This is a genomic window from Vibrio sp. 14N.309.X.WAT.E.F5 (assembly GCF_030397615.1).
Taxonomy (GTDB): domain Bacteria; phylum Pseudomonadota; class Gammaproteobacteria; order Enterobacterales; family Vibrionaceae; genus Vibrio; species Vibrio lentus.
The window spans coordinates 144350-161483 of the sequence record NZ_JAPNXR010000047.1; the positions used below are offsets into that span (position 1 = coordinate 144350).

The 17134-nt window shown below is 44.9% G+C and carries 13 protein-coding genes; 3 read left to right on the top strand and 10 right to left on the bottom strand.

The window, feature by feature from the left end; all coding sequences use genetic code 11:
• Positions 1 to 52 precede the first annotated feature (52 nt).
• Both OW495_RS23750 and OW495_RS23755 read left to right on the top strand, forming a co-directional pair.
• Complete coding sequence (locus tag OW495_RS23750; RefSeq protein ID WP_102514316.1) at positions 53 to 979, top strand: D-2-hydroxyacid dehydrogenase; 927 nt, start codon at positions 53 to 55, stop codon at positions 977 to 979.
• A complete protein-coding gene (locus OW495_RS23755; protein ID WP_102514317.1) occupies positions 979 to 1572 on the top strand; it encodes a uracil-DNA glycosylase family protein in 594 nt (197 codons plus the stop codon). The genes OW495_RS23750 and OW495_RS23755 overlap by 1 nt, the downstream gene beginning before the upstream one ends.
• 107 nt (positions 1573 to 1679) lie before the next feature.
• On the opposite strand, the gene hemE is transcribed toward OW495_RS23755, so the two are convergent.
• The gene (gene hemE / locus OW495_RS23760) at positions 1680 to 2747 is read right to left on the bottom strand and encodes a uroporphyrinogen decarboxylase (protein ID WP_029223216.1); all 1068 of its coding nucleotides are present in this window, start codon (positions 2745 to 2747) and stop codon (positions 1680 to 1682) included.
• A gap of 299 nt (positions 2748 to 3046) precedes the next feature.
• A complete protein-coding gene (gene nudC / locus OW495_RS23765) occupies positions 3047 to 3856 on the bottom strand; it encodes an NAD(+) diphosphatase (protein ID WP_102279269.1) in 810 nt (269 codons plus the stop codon).
• A 165-nt stretch (positions 3857 to 4021) separates the two neighbouring features.
• Here nudC and OW495_RS23770 point away from each other — a divergent pair, with 165 nt between their 5' ends.
• Entirely contained in the window at positions 4022 to 4519 is a 498-nt protein-coding gene (locus OW495_RS23770) for an Rsd/AlgQ family anti-sigma factor (protein ID WP_017104580.1), read from the top strand.
• A gap of 376 nt (positions 4520 to 4895) precedes the next feature.
• Here OW495_RS23770 and rpoC read toward each other — a convergent pair whose 3' ends face one another.
• The 8 genes from rpoC to secE all read right to left on the bottom strand — a co-directional run bounded on the left by rpoC (position 4896) and on the right by secE (position 16910).
• Entirely contained in the window at positions 4896 to 9098 is a 4203-nt protein-coding gene (gene rpoC / locus OW495_RS23775) for a DNA-directed RNA polymerase subunit beta' (protein WP_029223217.1), read from the bottom strand.
• A gap of 89 nt (positions 9099 to 9187) precedes the next feature.
• Positions 9188 to 13216: a DNA-directed RNA polymerase subunit beta gene (gene rpoB, locus OW495_RS23780; RefSeq protein WP_017104578.1), complete on the bottom strand. Its 4029-nt coding sequence runs from the start codon at positions 13214 to 13216 to the stop codon at positions 9188 to 9190.
• Between the two features lie 234 nt (positions 13217 to 13450).
• Positions 13451 to 13816 carry a 50S ribosomal protein L7/L12 gene (gene rplL, locus OW495_RS23785; RefSeq protein WP_004729770.1) on the bottom strand — a complete coding sequence of 122 codons (366 nt, stop codon included), beginning with the start codon at positions 13814 to 13816 and terminating at the stop codon, positions 13451 to 13453.
• Between the two features lie 57 nt (positions 13817 to 13873).
• A complete protein-coding gene (gene rplJ, locus OW495_RS23790; protein ID WP_010435550.1) occupies positions 13874 to 14368 on the bottom strand; it encodes a 50S ribosomal protein L10 in 495 nt (164 codons plus the stop codon).
• 251 nt (positions 14369 to 14619) lie between these two features.
• Entirely contained in the window at positions 14620 to 15324 is a 705-nt protein-coding gene (rplA, locus tag OW495_RS23795; RefSeq protein ID WP_017104577.1) for a 50S ribosomal protein L1, read from the bottom strand.
• A gap of 4 nt (positions 15325 to 15328) precedes the next feature.
• Positions 15329 to 15757 (bottom strand): 50S ribosomal protein L11, encoded by a 429-nt coding sequence (gene rplK / locus OW495_RS23800; RefSeq protein ID WP_010435555.1) that lies wholly within the window; start codon positions 15755 to 15757, stop codon positions 15329 to 15331.
• Positions 15758 to 15970: 213 nt separating this feature from the next.
• Positions 15971 to 16519, bottom strand: a complete 549-nt coding sequence (gene nusG, locus OW495_RS23805; protein WP_012605006.1) for a transcription termination/antitermination protein NusG — start codon at positions 16517 to 16519, stop codon at positions 15971 to 15973.
• A 13-nt stretch (positions 16520 to 16532) separates the two neighbouring features.
• The gene (gene secE, locus OW495_RS23810) at positions 16533 to 16910 is read right to left on the bottom strand and encodes a preprotein translocase subunit SecE (protein ID WP_017096511.1); all 378 of its coding nucleotides are present in this window, start codon (positions 16908 to 16910) and stop codon (positions 16533 to 16535) included.
• Positions 16911 to 17134 lie beyond the last annotated feature (224 nt).

Consider the following 17134-nt stretch of genomic DNA (forward strand, 5'->3'; position numbering starts at 1 on the left):
AAAAAGACAGCGAAAGTGTACTTGATAAACCCTGGGGGGAAAAGGTAAGCCGATGAACAATTTTACGAATAAGCTCTATATTCTTACCGAGCATGACGATACTTACACGCAACTGATTGTAAACCGAGATTTACCTGACCTAGAAATCACCACAAACCCAGAGTTAGCGGAGATCGTCTTGGCCTCTCCTCCCCTCATAGCAGAACGTCTTGATGAGTTTAAGAATCTGGATTGGGTGCAAAGTACCTATGCAGGGATCAACAAATTAACCCAACCGAATTTGCGTCAGGACTACACGTTGACCAACGTCAAAGGCATCTTCGGCCCTGCCATTGCCGAATACGTATTGGGTTACACAATCAGCCACTTTAGACACTTCACTCATTACCACCAACAACAACAACAACGAAACTGGCAGCCGCAGCTTTATACCAGCCTAACCGACAAAACCATGGTGATTTTGGGAACAGGTTCAATTGGCAGCCATTTGGCGAAAGCCGCTTCTGCGTTTGGTATCCATACCATTGGGGTCAACCGGACAGGTATCCCATCAAAGCAAGAAACCTTCAAAGACACTTTCCACATTAATGAATTAGAAGCCGCCCTCAAACAAGCGGATATTGTGGTGAACACACTGCCATCAACGGATGAGACCTACCAACTACTGAATCAAACCACCTTAAGCTACTGCTCTAACGTATTGCTGTTTAATGTGGGTCGAGGAGAAGGCGTAGACAATAAAGCGTTACTGCTTGCGATTAAGAATAAATGGGTTGAACACGCTTTCTTGGATGTCTTTGAATGCGAACCTCTCACCCAAGAACACCCGTTTTGGAAATTACCGCAAGTCACCATCACACCACACATTGCGGCTCTAAGTGAGCCAAGACAGGTCGTGGAGATCTTCGCCAATAATTACCAACAATGGCGAGATGGTTTTACACTTAATCACACCATTGATTTTGATAAAGGCTACTGATGTTCTCGTCACTGCTCACCGAGATACGACAATGCACCGCTTGTGAGCCTCATTTATCACACGGTGCAAATCCAGTAATTCAGGCACACCCAAACGCGCGCTTGTTAATCATAGGCCAAGCGCCCGGTATCAAGGTTCATGAATCATCTATCCCTTGGAATGATACCAGTGGCGAGCGATTAAGAGAATGGCTAGGAATGGATAGCGATACGTTTTATGACGAACAAAAAGTCGCGATTGTCCCGATGGGCTTTTGTTATCCAGGGAAGGGCAAAAGTGGCGATCTACCGCCACGAAAAGAGTGCGCCGCGCTATGGCACCAAAAAGTGCTGCAATCACTGCCCAGCATCCAAATGACCTTGCTGATTGGTCAGTATGCGCAAAACTATTATCTAAAAGATAAAGCCACCAGCACACTCACTGAAACGGTGCGTAACTGGCAGGCTTGGGCTCCAGAATTTTTGCCACTTCCCCACCCTTCACCACGTAATAATATCTGGCTCAAGAAAAACCCATGGTTCGAAAGTGAAGTCATTCCCTATATCAGGAAGCACGTATCAGAGCATTTGGCCTACCATGATCCAAATACCTAATTAGCTGCACATCAACGATGATTAAGCCGATATTGGGTGCGGATAAAAAGATAATAAAAAGCGCTGCCGATTTCTCGACAGCGCTTTTTCTAAAAACACATACTGAATTACTTGTGGTATGGCTTAGATAGGTCGTGAACTGCGTCCACAAATACACCAGCATTTTCTGGTGGCACATCTAGGTGAATACCATGGCCAAGGTTAAATACGTGGCCAGTACCGCCGTCACCAAAACCTTCAAGGATAGTGCCGACTTCTTCACGAATACGCTCAGGTTGCGCGTAAAGTACTGATGGGTCCATGTTGCCTTGTAGAGCCACTTTATCGCCAATACGTGCTTTTGCATCAGCAATATTGATTGTCCAGTCTAGGCCAACTGCATCACAGCCAGTCGCTGCGATAGATTCTAGCCACATGCCACCGTTCTTAGTGAACAGAGTAACCGGTACACGGCGACCTTCGTTTTCACGGATTAGGCCATCGACAATTTTGTGCATGTACTGCAGTGAGAACAGGTTGTAGTCACGCGGAGTAAGTACACCACCCCATGTGTCGAATACCATTACCGATTGTGCACCCGCTTTAATTTGCGCGTTCAGGTATTCAATAACAGTGTCAGCAAGCTTATCGAGAAGTAAGTGCAGCGTTTGTGGTTCTGCATACATCATCTTCTTGATTTTAGTAAACGCCTTCGAGCTACTGCCTTCAACCATGTAAGTCGCCAATGTCCAAGGGCTACCAGAGAAACCAATCAGTGGTACTTCGCCTTTCAGGTCTTTACGGATCTGACGAACAGCGTTCATTACGTATTGAAGTTCACCTTCTGGATCAGGTAGGCCAATTTTCTCTACGTCAGCTTTACAAGTAATCGGACGCTCAAATTTAGGGCCTTCACCTGTTTCGAAGTACAAACCTAAACCCATCGCATCTGGGATAGTTAGGATGTCAGAGAACAAGATTGCCGCATCAAGAGGGAAACGACGCAAAGGCTGAAGTGTTACTTCTGATGCTAGTTCCGCGTTCTTGCACAAAGACATGAAATCGCCTGCTTCTGCACGCGTTGCTTTGTATTCAGGAAGATAGCGACCCGCTTGGCGCATCATCCATACAGGAGTGCAATCAACAGGCTGCTTTAAAAGTGCGCGTAAATAGCGATCATTTTTTAATTCGGTCATTCCGTTCAATTCCAATTCAATCTTGTCTAGTTTTGATGGCAAGTATTCTAACACTGATTGAGGGGTAAAAGCTGTGTGCTTTGCAACCTAGATCAAGTTATTAACTTTTAAATCAATGCTTAATTTGCACCCAATTGCAGGCGCATGTTAAAAATTTGTCCGCTAGCGAAAATTACAATTATAACATCTGAGTAGTCACTACTCAGCATCTCATAACGACATCTTACTTACCCCCTCCACTTGTGGAGGGTTTTTTTTAGCTTTTGACCACCCATAGGCCAAATACCATCACAGGCCAATTAGTGCTCGAGCGCCTGCTCCGTCACTGTATCTTTCATCACGTCATCGACTGTTTTCTCAATCAATTGTCTCGCAATGGTTCCAACTGGAGCGACATCCGGCAGGCTTGTTACGTCAAACCATTGGGCATCCGACAGTTCACTGTAATCTGGTTTGAGCGTTCCACCAGCATAGTCAGCAAGAAAGGCCATCATCATACTCGATGGAAACGCCCATGGCTGGCTACCAAAGTAACGAATATTACTCACATCGATACCCGTTTCTTCTTTGACTTCTCGCGCCACACACTGCTCTAGTGTTTCTCCAACCTCTAGGAAGCCCGCTATCACGGTATACATGCCTGTTTTATGCCTTGGGTGCTGCGCAAGCAATATCTTGTTGTCGTTTCGCACAGCGACAATGATGCACGGAAAGATACGAGGGTAATGAAGAGTTCGACAGTCTCCGCACTGCATCGCAACCTGATTGTGATTCAGGTGATTGCGACCGCCGCACTGTGGACAAAAACGCATACTTTGAGTCATGTGCCCGTACTGGATAGCCTTACTTGCCATAAGAAAGCTCGATTCAGACCAGTGCAATAACTCACGTAGGTTGACCATGGTCAGTTCACTCTCGACATCGCAGTCGTTGAGCCAATAGACCTGACGACCTTGATGCTGACCAATACAGATAGCGTGTTCAACACTGAGCCCTAACTCATCAGCCGAGCCATAAGGAAACTGATCATTATTAACCCAAATATCACTACCAGAAACGACGCACCAGTAAGCTTGCTCTGTCATTTTTGTATCACTTTTTTTTAACATCCCTATGCCTCATTGCTTGCAGTTCGTTCATTTTACTGGCAATCTAATTTCATACTAGAGTTGTAGCAGAGAATATTTCAAGCTATTACTTTTAGTAGTTACCAATAAACGGACCTTGCTTAGGCAATTACCATGATCACAAGGTTGTGATCAGATCATGAGGACATGGTCATGCTAAATAAATTCAAACAAATACAAGAACAATGGGGTGGCTCTAATGAGGTCATCGATCATTGGCTCGAAACTCGACAGTCTCTAATCGTTGAGTATTGTAAGCTTGCCGCTCTACAGCCTTCATCGTCGAAAGCAACGGCAATTACCGAACTGCCTTCTCCAGAAGCGCTCCAAAAATTCAGCCAACATCTTGTTGATTACATCTCCGAAGGTCATTTCAAAATCTATGACATGGTGATGGACAAGTGGCAGTCTACAGGCTTCAAAGCAACAGACGAAATTAACCAATCTTATGGTCATATCGTCCTTACCACAGAGCCACTACTTAACTTTACCGATAAGTACGCCGCCATCAAAGCCAGCGATGCATTAGAGAGCTTTGACAGTGATTTATCTTTGATTGGTGAGATTATTGAGGCGAGGTTTGAGGTTGAAGATCAACTGATACAGCAAATTGCCGATAGCCTAGCGGTTCCGCCAGGAGCATAGTTGGCTAACTATCTTGTAAGCTTGCCTCTGTGCAAGCTTTTTGTTTTGTCTATGAATCATGAACATCATCTATCTCCAGAAGCCTAGAGCTTGATAGCCTGCAACCCATTGATACTCTCCTATTGCTATCTATCCGCGCACATTCCCGCATATCAGCAACTTACGCATCTAGCTTACGATTCTCTATATAAATCCGTAGAGACAGCAACGTAATTAACCCCATTCCAGACATGAAACACATAACTCACTTGGAACTTGTACCAAAGAGACAAGCTTGCCCCCCTGCAAGATGAATCCAATTTAAGCCAAACGACAGATACAAAAAAGGCACCCGAAGGTGCCTTTTTTCTTATCTCTTAGAGACTACTCGTAGAGCTTACTCTTCTGAAGAGAAACCAGCGTTTAGAAGTGCTGCTAGATTGTCAGTAGCTTGTTCAGCTGAAGGACCTTCTTGCTCTTCTTCACGTTGCTTTTGACGCTCTTGGTGGTATGCGAAACCAGTACCAGCTGGGATCAGACGACCAACAATTACGTTCTCTTTCAGACCGCGAAGGTCATCACGCTTACCAGAAACCGCAGCTTCTGTTAGTACGCGAGTCGTTTCTTGGAACGATGCAGCTGAGATGAATGACTCAGTTGCAAGAGATGCTTTAGTAATACCTAGTAGATCACGTTCGAAACGTACTAGTTCTTTACCTTCAGCTTCTAGCTTACGGTTAGCAATCTTGACATTGTGGTACTCAACTTGTTCGCCAGGTAGGAACGGAGAGTCACCAGAATGAGTGATTGTACACTTACGTAGCATTTGACGAACGATAGTCTCGATGTGCTTATCGTTAATCTTTACGCCTTGTAAGCGGTAAACTTCTTGAACTTCGTTCGCGATGTACTGAGTTACTGCGTGGATACCACGTAGGCGCAGGATATCGTGTGGAGTTTCAGGACCGTCGGCGATTACATCACCACGTTCAATCTTCTCACCTTCGAACACGTTCAATTGACGGTGCTTAGGAATCATCTCTTCGTAAGCGTCACCGCCTTCACGAGTGATTACTAGACGACGCTTACCTTTCGTTTCTTTACCAAACGACACAGTACCTGTGTGCTCAGCAAGGATCGCAGGCTCTTTAGGCTTACGAGCTTCGAATAGGTCAGCTACGCGTGGTAGACCACCGGTGATATCTTTGTTTCCGCTCGATTTTTGAGGGATACGAGATAGTGTGTCACCAATGCCAACTTCAGCGCCATCTTCGATGTTTACAATCGCTTTGCCAGGTAGGAAGTAGTGAGCTGGCATATCAGTACCAGGGATCATTACATCGTTACCTTGCTCATCAACAAGTTTGATAGCTGGACGCATATCTTTACCTGCTGCTGGGCGAGCTGCTGCGTCTGTTACTTCACTTGAAGAAAGACCAGTTAGATCGTCAGTTTGACGAGAAACTGTAATACCATCGATCATATCTACGAATTGGATACGACCTGCCACTTCAGTGATGATTGGCATGGTATGCGCTTCCCAGTTAGCTACAACTTCACCAGCAGTAACTGCTGCGTTGTCGCCTTTGGTTAGCATCGAACCGTAAGGAAGTTTGTGCTTCTCTTTCGTACGGCCGAATTCATCAATAATCGTCATCTCAGATGCACGAGAAGTGATAACCAGTTTCTTATCTTTGTTAACTACAAACTTAGCATTGTGAAGTTTCACAGTACCAGTTGTCTTAGCTTGGATGCTGTTCTCTGCTGCTGCAGTAGATGCCGCACCACCGATGTGGAACGTACGCATTGTAAGCTGTGTACCCGGTTCACCGATAGATTGTGCAGCGATAACACCAACTGCTTCACCTTGGTTCACTAGGTGGCCACGTGCTAGGTCACGACCGTAACACTGTGCACAACAACCGAAGTCTGCATCACAGGTAACAACTGAGCGCACTTTCATGCTATCTACAGAGTTGTCTTCCATGATTTGACACCACTTCTCATCAATCAGAGTATTACGTGGAATCAGTACATCTTCAGTACCAGGCTTAAGAACATCTTCAGCAACTACACGACCAAGAGCAAGCTCAGAAAGTGCAACTTTAACGTCACCACCTTCGATGTGAGGCATCATGTCGATACCTTCATGCGTGCCACAGTCATGTTCGTGTACTACAACGTCTTGTGCTACGTCTACTAGACGACGAGTTAGGTAACCCGAGTTAGCTGTTTTCAGTGCTGTATCCGCAAGACCCTTACGAGCACCGTGCGTTGAGATAAAGTACTGAAGGACGTTTAGACCTTCTTTAAAGTTCGCAGTGATCGGCGTTTCGATGATAGAACCATCTGGACGCGCCATCAGACCACGCATACCTGCCAGCTGACGAATCTGAGCTGCAGAACCACGTGCGCCTGAATCGGCCATCATGTAGATGCTGTTGAACGATTCTTGCTGTTCTTCTTCGCCGTCACGGTTAATAACTGTTTCAGAAGAAAGGTTATCCATCATTGCTTTCGCAACACGGTCGTTCGTAGACGCCCAGATATCGATAACTTTGTTGTAACGCTCACCCGCAGTAACAAGACCAGATTGGAATTGCTCTTGGATTTCGCGAACTTCTTCTTCTGCATCAGAAATTTCAGTGTACTTAGCCGCTGGAACAACCATATCGTCGATACCAACAGAAACACCTGAAAGTGCTGCGTATGCAAAACCTGCGTACATGATTTGGTCAGCAAAGACTACTGTGTCTTTTAGACCAAGCTTACGGTAACACTCGTTAAGAAGAGTAGAGATCTGCTTCTTACCTAACTTTTGGTTAACGATGCTGTACGGAAGGCCTCTAGGAACGATCTGCCAAAGCATTGCACGACCTACAGTCGTATCAACTAGGCCAGTGTTCGTTGTGCTGTTGCCGTCTTCGTCTACTACAGTTTCAGTGATACGTACTTTAACGCGAGCGTGTAGCTCAGCAGTCTTAGTACGGTATGCCTTTTCAGCCTCTTCAGGGCCAGCAAGGTACATACCTTCACCTTTCACGTTGATCTTGTCACGTGTCATGTAGTAAAGACCCAATACAACATCCTGAGAAGGAACGATGATCGGATCACCTGATGCTGGCGACAGAATGTTATTCGTCGACATCATTAGGGTACGAGCTTCTAGCTGTGCTTCTAAAGTTAGAGGCACGTGTACAGCCATTTGGTCACCATCGAAGTCGGCGTTGTATGCCGCACAAACTAGTGGGTGAAGCTGAATCGCTTTACCTTCGATTAGTACTGGTTCAAACGCTTGGATACCTAGACGGTGAAGTGTAGGTGCACGGTTAAGCAGTACTGGGTGTTCGCGGATAACTTCGTCTAGGATATCCCAAACGATCGCTTCTTCGCGCTCTACCATTTTCTTAGCAGCTTTGATTGTCGTAGCCATGCCACGAGTTTCTAACTTGCTGTAGATGAATGGTTTAAATAGCTCAAGTGCCATCTTCTTAGGAAGACCACACTGGTGTAGACGAAGGTATGGACCAACTGTGATTACAGAACGGCCAGAGTAGTCTACACGTTTACCTAGAAGGTTCTGACGGAAACGACCTTGTTTACCCTTGATCATATCAGCAAGAGATTTCAGAGGACGCTTGTTAGAGCCAGTGATCGCACGACCGCGACGACCGTTATCTAGAAGTGCATCAACAGACTCTTGCAGCATACGCTTTTCGTTACGTACGATGATGTCCGGAGCAGCTAGCTCTAGAAGACGCTTCAAACGGTTGTTACGGTTGATCACACGACGGTAAAGGTCGTTCAGATCTGAAGTCGCAAAACGACCGCCATCTAGTGGAACTAGAGGACGTAGATCTGGCGGTAGCACTGGAAGTACAGTTAAGATCATCCACTCAGGCTTGTTGCCTGAAGAGATGAATGCTTCAACTAGCTTCAAACGCTTAGTAACTTTCTTACGCTTAGTTTCTGAGTTAGTTGTTTCTAACTCTTCGCGCATTTCTTCCACTTCTTGATGAAGGTCCATTGTTGAAAGCAGATCTTTGATCGCTTCAGCACCCATCTTAGCAGTGAATTCGTCACCCCACTCTTCTAGACGATCCAGATACTCTTCTTCAGTAAGCATCTGAGATTTTTCTAGATCAGTCATACCCGGTTCAGTTACTACGTACATTTCGAAGTAAAGAACACGTTCGATATCACGCAGAGGGATATCCATTAGTAGACCGATACGAGACGGTAGTGATTTTAGGAACCAGATGTGAGCAACTGGTGAAGCTAGCTCGATGTGGCCCATACGGTCACGACGAACTTTAGTCTGTGTAACTTCAACGCCACACTTCTCACAGATAACACCACGGTGCTTCAGGCGCTTGTATTTGCCACAAAGACATTCGTAATCTTTAACTGGACCAAAAATACGAGCACAGAACAGACCATCACGTTCAGGTTTGAACGTACGATAGTTAATTGTTTCTGGCTTTTTAACTTCACCAAAAGACCACGAACGGATCGTGTCTGGTGAAGATAGACCGATTTTGATTGCATCAAATTCTTCGGTCTTATGCTGTGCTTTTAGAAAGTTTAATAAGTCTTTCACGTTCAGCTCCTGTAAGGAGTTAAAGGAGCTCACCGACTAAAGTGAGCCCCCTTTACCAAGTAATCCAATCTTCTTTTAAAAAAGAGGGATTACTCTTCGTCTTCTAGCTCGATGTTGATACCTAGCGAGCGAATCTCTTTCAACAGTACGTTGAACGACTCTGGCATGCCAGGTTCCATGCTATGGTTACCATCTACGATGTTCTTATACATCTTAGTACGGCCGTTAACGTCATCTGACTTAACTGTTAGCATTTCTTGTAGAGTATATGCAGCACCGTATGCTTCTAGTGCCCATACTTCCATCTCACCGAAACGCTGACCACCGAACTGAGCTTTACCACCAAGTGGTTGCTGAGTTACTAGGCTGTAAGAACCAGTTGAACGAGCATGCATCTTGTCATCAACCAAGTGGTTCAGTTTCAGCATGTACATGTAACCAACAGTTACAGGACGCTCAAACGAATCACCAGTACGACCATCAAACAGTTTAAGCTGACCAGATTCTGGCAGATCACCCAGTTTAAGTAGTTCTTTGATTAACGCTTCTGAAGCACCGTCGAACACAGGAGTAGCAATCGGTAGACCGCCACGTAGGTTCTTGATCAGTGTACGAACTTGATCATCAGACAGTTCAGCAATATCAACTTTCTGACGAGTATCACCAAGATCATAAACCTTCTGTAGGAACTCACGGAACTTATGCAGTTCTTGTTGTTCCTTAACCATTTGGTTGATCTTGTCACCGATACCTTTAGCAGCCAAACCTAAGTGTACTTCTAGGATTTGACCGATGTTCATACGCGATGGTACACCCAGTGGGTTAAGTACGATGTCTACAGGCTGACCTTTTTCATCGTATGGCATGTCTTCAACAGGGTTAATCTTAGAGATTACACCTTTGTTACCGTGACGACCGGCCATCTTATCGCCAGGCTGGATACGACGTTTAACCGCTAGGTAAACTTTAACAATCTTAAGAACGCCAGGCGCTAGATCATCACCTTGAGTGATTTTACGACGCTTAGTTTCAAACTTCTTATCGAAGTCTGCTTTTAGCTCATCCCACTGCTCAGCAAGTTGCTCAAGCTGTGTTTGTAGCGCATCGTCTTCTAGAACTTGCTCTAGCCATTGCTTACGACCGATCGTATCAAGCTTAGCTTCAGAGTAACCACCAGACAGAAGTACAGCTTTAACGCGGTTAAGAAGACCACCCTCAAGAATTTGGAACTCTTCAGTAAGGTCTTTCTTAGCTTCTTTAAGCTGCATCTGTTCGATTTCAAGTGCACGTTTGTCTTTCTCTACGCCATCGCGAGTGAAGACTTGTACATCGATGATAGTACCCGAAACAGAGTTTGGTACACGTAGAGAAGTATCTTTAACATCAGATGCTTTCTCACCGAAGATAGCACGTAGTAGCTTCTCTTCAGGAGTCAGTTGAGTTTCACCTTTAGGTGTCACTTTACCAACTAGGATGTCGCCACCCTTAACTTCAGCACCAATGTAAACGATACCTGACTCGTCTAGTTTAGACAGAGCAGACTCACCTACGTTTGGAATATCAGCTGTGATCTCTTCAGAGCCCAGCTTAGTATCACGAGCCACACAAGATAGTTCTTGGATGTGGATTGTCGTGAAGCGGTCTTCTTGAACTACGCGCTCAGATACTAAGATCGAGTCTTCGAAGTTGTAACCATTCCAAGGCATGAACGCGATACGCATGTTTTGGCCAAGAGCAAGTTCACCAAGGTCAGTTGAAGGACCATCAGCTAGAACATCGCCGCGTGCAACTGGTTCACCAGGAAGTACAGTTGGACGTTGGTTAATACATGTGTTTTGGTTCGAACGCGTGTACTTAGTTAGGTTGTAGATATCGATACCAGCTTCGCCAGGTACCAATTCATCTTCGTTAACCTTAACTACGATACGAGAAGCGTCAACAGACTGAACTTGACCACCACGTTTAGCAACCGCTGTAACACCAGAGTCAACTGCGATGTTACGTTCAATACCAGTACCTACTAGAGGCTTATCAGCTCTAAGTGTTGGTACAGCTTGACGTTGCATGTTCGCACCCATCAATGCACGGTTCGCATCATCGTGTTCTAGGAACGGGATAAGCGAAGCAGCGATAGATACTACTTGGTTTGTCGCAACGTCCATGTAGTCAACGTGATCGCGTGGGTGAAGACCAGATTCACCTTTTTGACGAGCAGTGATTAGCTCATCAGCAAACGTCGCTTCTTCAGTAAGAACCGTGTTTGCCTGTGCGATAACGAATTGACCTTCCTGGATTGCAGACAGGTAATCAACTTCTTCTGTTACTACACCATCTACAACGCGACGGTACGGAGTTTCTAGGAAACCGTAATCGTTACAACGCGCAAACGCAGATAGCGAGTTAATCAGACCGATGTTTGGACCTTCAGGCGTTTCGATCGGACATAGACGACCGTAGTGAGTTACGTGAACGTCACGTACTTCAAAGCCTGCGCGTTCACGAGTTAGACCGCCTGGACCTAAAGCAGAGATACGACGTTTGTGCGTAACTTCTGACAATGGGTTGTTTTGGTCCATAAACTGTGAAAGCTGTGAAGAGCCAAAGAATTCTTTAACTGCAGCAGAGATCGGCTTAGCGTTGATAAGGTCTTGAGGCATGATTGCATCAAGGTCACCAAGGCTTAGACGTTCTTTAACGGCACGTTCTACACGAACTAGACCAACACGGAATTGGTTTTCTGCCATTTCACCTACAGAACGGATACGACGGTTGCCAAGGTGGTCGATATCGTCCACTTCGCCTTTACCGTTACGGATGCCAATCAGTTTCTTCATCACTTCAATGATGTCTGATTCATCCAGAGTACCGCGCTCTTCTTCTTCTTCACGCTCAATAGAGCTGTTGAATTTCATACGGCCTACAGTTGATAGGTCGTAACGATCTTCAGAGAAGAATAGGCTTTCGAATAATGATTCTGCAGCTTCTTTTGTTGGTGGCTCGCCAGGACGCATCATGCGGTAGATTTCTACCAATGCAGAGATGCGATCTACTGTGCTATCTGCACGTAGAGTGTCTGACATGAATGGACCATGGTCTAGGTCATTCGTGAACAGAGTTTCTAGAGATTTGTGACCTGCTTGAGATAAGTTAGCAAGTGCCTCTAGGCTGATCTCTTGGTTCGCGCCAACGATGATCTCGCCAGTTGCTTCGTTGATGTAATCTTTCGCAGCAATCTTTTCAACGATGTACTCTACAGGTACTTCGATGTGCTCAACGCCATCTTTTTCAAGCTGACGGATATGGCGAGCAGTTACACGACGACCAGTCTCAACGTAAGTCTTACCATTTGATTCGATGTCGAATGACGCAGTTTCACCACGTAGACGATCAGGAACCAACTCCATAAGTAGAGTTTGGTCTTTCACTTCGAAGTTCACTTTGTCGAAGAACAGATCTAGGATCTCTTCTGTCGATTTACCAAGTGCACGAAGGATAATCGATGCTGGTAGCTTACGACGACGGTCGATACGTACGAATAAGTTATCCTTAGGATCGAACTCAAAGTCTAACCATGAGCCACGGTAAGGAATTACACGTGCGTTATAAAGAACTTTACCAGATGAGTGGGTCTTACCCTTATCACTGTCGAAGAACACGCCTGGGCTTCGGTGCAGCTGGGATACGATAACCCTCTCGGTACCATTAATTACGAAAGTACCATTGTCTGTCATAAGCGGAATTTCGCCCATGTAGACTTCTTGTTCTTTAATGTCTTTTACAGTACCTGCAGGCGCATCTCTATCAAAGATAACTAGGCGCAGTTTAACGCGTAGTGGCTTTGAGTAAGTTACACCACGAATTTGACATTCTTTAACATCAAATACTGGCTCACCAAGACGGTAGCTAACGTATTGCAGCTCAGAATTGCCGTTGTAGCTCTGAATTGGAAATACAGAACGAAAAGCAGCCTCAAGACCGTATTGACCTTCTGGATCCTGTTCGATGAATTTATCGAAAGAATCAAGCTGGATCGATAACAGGTATGGAATGTCCAAAACTTGTGGACGAGTACCAAAATCCTTACGGATGCGCTTTTTCTCGGTATAAGAGTAAACCATGGGGTTCCTCAGCTCGCTGATAAGTGACCCAAACTGTCCAAACGCTCATTAGAGTGGGACAGTGACTAACAGCTGTTTATTGTGGTTAACAATTATTTCGAAGAAATAACCGTTTTTTTGCTCAGACTATGACGCTTAAACAGCGGGAAATTCATCATAGCCCTACAGCGCAAAAAGGCCGGTGGTTAATAAACCACCAGCCAATAGCCTTGCGGCTAGGAAATTAAGTAATAATTACTTGATTTCAACAGAAGCGCCAACTTCTTCTAGCTGTGCTTTAAGAGCTTCAGCTTCAGCTTTGTCAACGCCTTCTTTAAGCGCTGCAGGAGCTGAGTCTACAAGACCTTTAGCTTCTTTAAGACCTAGGCCAGTTGCGCCACGTACAGCTTTGATAACTTGTACTTTGTTTGCGCCAGCGCCAGTAAGGATAACGTCGAATTCAGTTTGCTCAGCAGCAGCTTCAGCAGAAGCACCACCAGCTACAACTGCAGCAGCAGCAGTAACACCGAATTTTTCTTCCATAGCTTCGATAAGCTCAACAACTTGCATTACAGACATTTCTGCAACTGCGTCTAGGATTTGCTCGTTAGTAATAGACATAACAATTCTCTTTTAAGTCAACAATAAGTTTAAATAGCAACCAGTGAAAAGCAAGGCTTATGCCGCAGCTTCTTCTTTTTGGTCGCGAACAGCAGCGATAGTACGAACCAGCTTGCCAGCAGAAGCTTCTTTCATGCACATCATTAGGCGTGCGATAGCTTCGTCGTAAGTTGGTAGTGTCGCTAGTACTTCAGCATCAGTAACTGCGCCTTCAAATGCAGCAGCTTTGATCTCGAAATCTTTATTCTCTTTAGCGAAGTCTTTGAAAAGACGCGCAGCAGCACCAGGGTGCTCATTAGAGAATGCGATCAGAGTTGGACCAGTGAAAGTGTCTACTAGACACTCGTAGTCTGTACCCTGAACCGCACGGCGTGCTAGTGTGTTACGAACAACTTTCATGTAAACACCCGCTTCGCGAGCTTGTTTACGTAGAGAAGTCATTGCGCCAACTTCAACGCCACGAGAATCAGCTACAACTGCAGAAAGTGCACCACTGGCAGCTTCGTTGACTTCAGCAACAATTGCTTTTTTGTCTTGAAGATTTAAAGCCATTTGGATTAACCTCTGGTTGTGATTACAGCACTCAATACAAAATGTATTGAGCGTTTACGATGTTATTTAAAAATGAATAAATTCACTTCAAACCACAACATCGCCTACGTAGGTTTTATTAAGCCATCAATAATCTAAAGAAAATCGACAGCGCCTACGGTCTTGGGATAGACGATTATGAATTGCTTCAAAAATCACCCAACCACAAATATTAGGCGCAGAAGTATACACTAAATCTGCGCCTAAGCAAATTAGTTTGCTTGTGTGTCAAGACTAGCTTGATCAACAGCAACACCAGCACCCATCGTAGTAGAGATGCTTACTTTCTTCAGGAAAGTACCTTTCGCTGAAGAAGGCTTAGCTTTCTTAAGAGCAACTAGAAGTGCTTCTAGGTTCTCTTGAAGCTGGTTAGCTTCGAAAGTTGCTTTACCGATAGTAGTGTGGATGATGCCGTTCTTGTCGTTACGGTAACGAACCTGACCAGCTTTAGCATTTTTAACTGCTTCAGCAACGTTAGGAGTTACAGTACCAACTTTAGGGTTTGGCATTAGACCGCGTGGACCTAGGATTGTACCTAGTTGACCAACAACGCGCATTGCATCTGGAGAAGCAACAACAACGTCAAAGTCCATTACGCCTTTTTTCACTTGCTCAGCAAGATCTTCCATACCAACGATATCTGCGCCAGCTTCTTTAGCTGCTTCTGCGTTTGCACCTTGAGTGAACACAGCAACGCGGATTTCACGGCCAGTACCGTGAGGTAGCACAGTTGCGCCACGTACGTTTTGGTCAGATTTACGAGCATCGATGCCTAGGTTAACAGCAACATCTACAGACTCAACGAATTTAGCAGTTGCTAGTTCTTTAAGAAGAGCAATAGCTTCGTTGATTTCGTATTCTTTAGTTACTTCAACTTTGTCGCGGATTACGCGCATACGCTTAGTAAGTTTTGCCATGATCTTATCCCTCTACCACTAGGCCCATTGAACGAGCAGTACCAGCAATAGAACGCTTCATTGCTTCGATGTCAGCACCAGTCATATCAGCAGCTTTAGTTTCTGCGATTTCCTGTACTTGAGCGTCAGTTACTGTGCCCACTTTTTCAGTGTTTGGACGACCAGAACCAGACTTAACGCCAGCAGCTTTCTTAAGAAGAACAGCAGCAGGTGGAGTCTTAGTTACGAACGTGAAAGAACGGTCGTTGTATACAGTAATAACTACTGGAGTAGGTAGACCTTTCTCAACAGATTCTGTTTTTGCGTTGAACGCTTTACAGAATTCCATGATGTTCACGCCGTGTTGACCTAGAGCAGGACCAACCGGTGGACTTGGGTTTGCCATACCAGCTGCAACTTGCAGTTTGATATAAGCTTCAACTTTCTTAGCCATGATATTTCCTAAATATTTGGGTACATGCGCTAGCCTTTAGGCGAGCTCCCCTTAATTTCATAAATTACTTTTCACTTCCTAAGAAGTAAAAAGGCGCGAAATTATAATCATAATTCGCGCCTTTAACAACCCTAAAAAGGTGATTTTTTATACTCTTTCATTTTGAACAGCTTGTTAAATAGTTATCAACAGCTTACTCAAACTAACCGAGTCTTAGTCTAGTTTTTCAACCTGACCGAATTCAAGCTCAACAGGTGTTGCACGACCAAAGATCGATACAGATACCTTAATGCGGCTCTTCTCGTAATCCACTTCTTCAACAGTACCGTTAAAGTCAGCAAATGGACCATCGTTCACACGAACCACTTCACCCGCTTCGAACATTGTCTTAGGACGTGGAGACTCGCTCGCTTTCTCTAGACGGTTCAAGATAGCATCAGCTTCTTTGTCAGTGATTGGTGCAGGACGATCAGAGGTACCACCAATGAAGCCCATAACACGAGGAATGCTGCGTACTAAGTGCCATGATTCATCATTCATGATCATTTGCACTAATACGTAGCCAGGGAAGAACTTACGTTCGCTTTTACGGCGTTGACCTGCACGCATTTCCACTACTTCTTCAGTAGGTACTAAAACGTCACCAAAGAATTCTTCCATGTCGTGCATTTTAATATGTTCGCGTAACGATTGAGATACACGACCTTCATAGCCAGAAAAGGCTTGAACTACATACCAACGTTTTTTTGGAGCTTCACTCATGAATCAGAACCCTCTACACCCCAGTCGCTAGAGAAACTAAACGGACCATAATGCCGTCAATTCCCCAAAGCACTAGAGACATAACAATACATACAGCTAAAACGATCAATGTAGTTTGCATAGTTTCTTGGCGAGTAGGCCAAACAACTTTACGAATCTCCATACGAGATTCTTTTGCAAAATCGATCGCAGCTTTACCTTTAGTTGTTGTTGCTGCAACGCCTAGTGCGGCAGCAATCAGCACAACTACACCTGCAGCGCGAATTACAACAGACAATTCACCATACAGGTAATTACCCACAACAGCAGCAGCCAACAGTACAAAAGCGACTACCCACTTCATTGTATCTGCTGCACCTGAGCTATCAGGAGTTTCAGCGTTTGCTTTCATAAAACCAACCTGTGATAAGTCTTAAATATAGACGACAATAACCCCGCTGTTGCAGGGCACATTCCTTTGCGTTGCAAAACAACACATCTAACAGTCATTTTAGTCAAAAAGACCGTTTAATTCTTTGCTAAGAGCTAAAATTGATGTCAAAACACCCAACTCTTTTTTCAGCGCAGAAAAAGGGCATCAAATGATGCCCTTTTTACTAGTGGTTCGTCAAATCT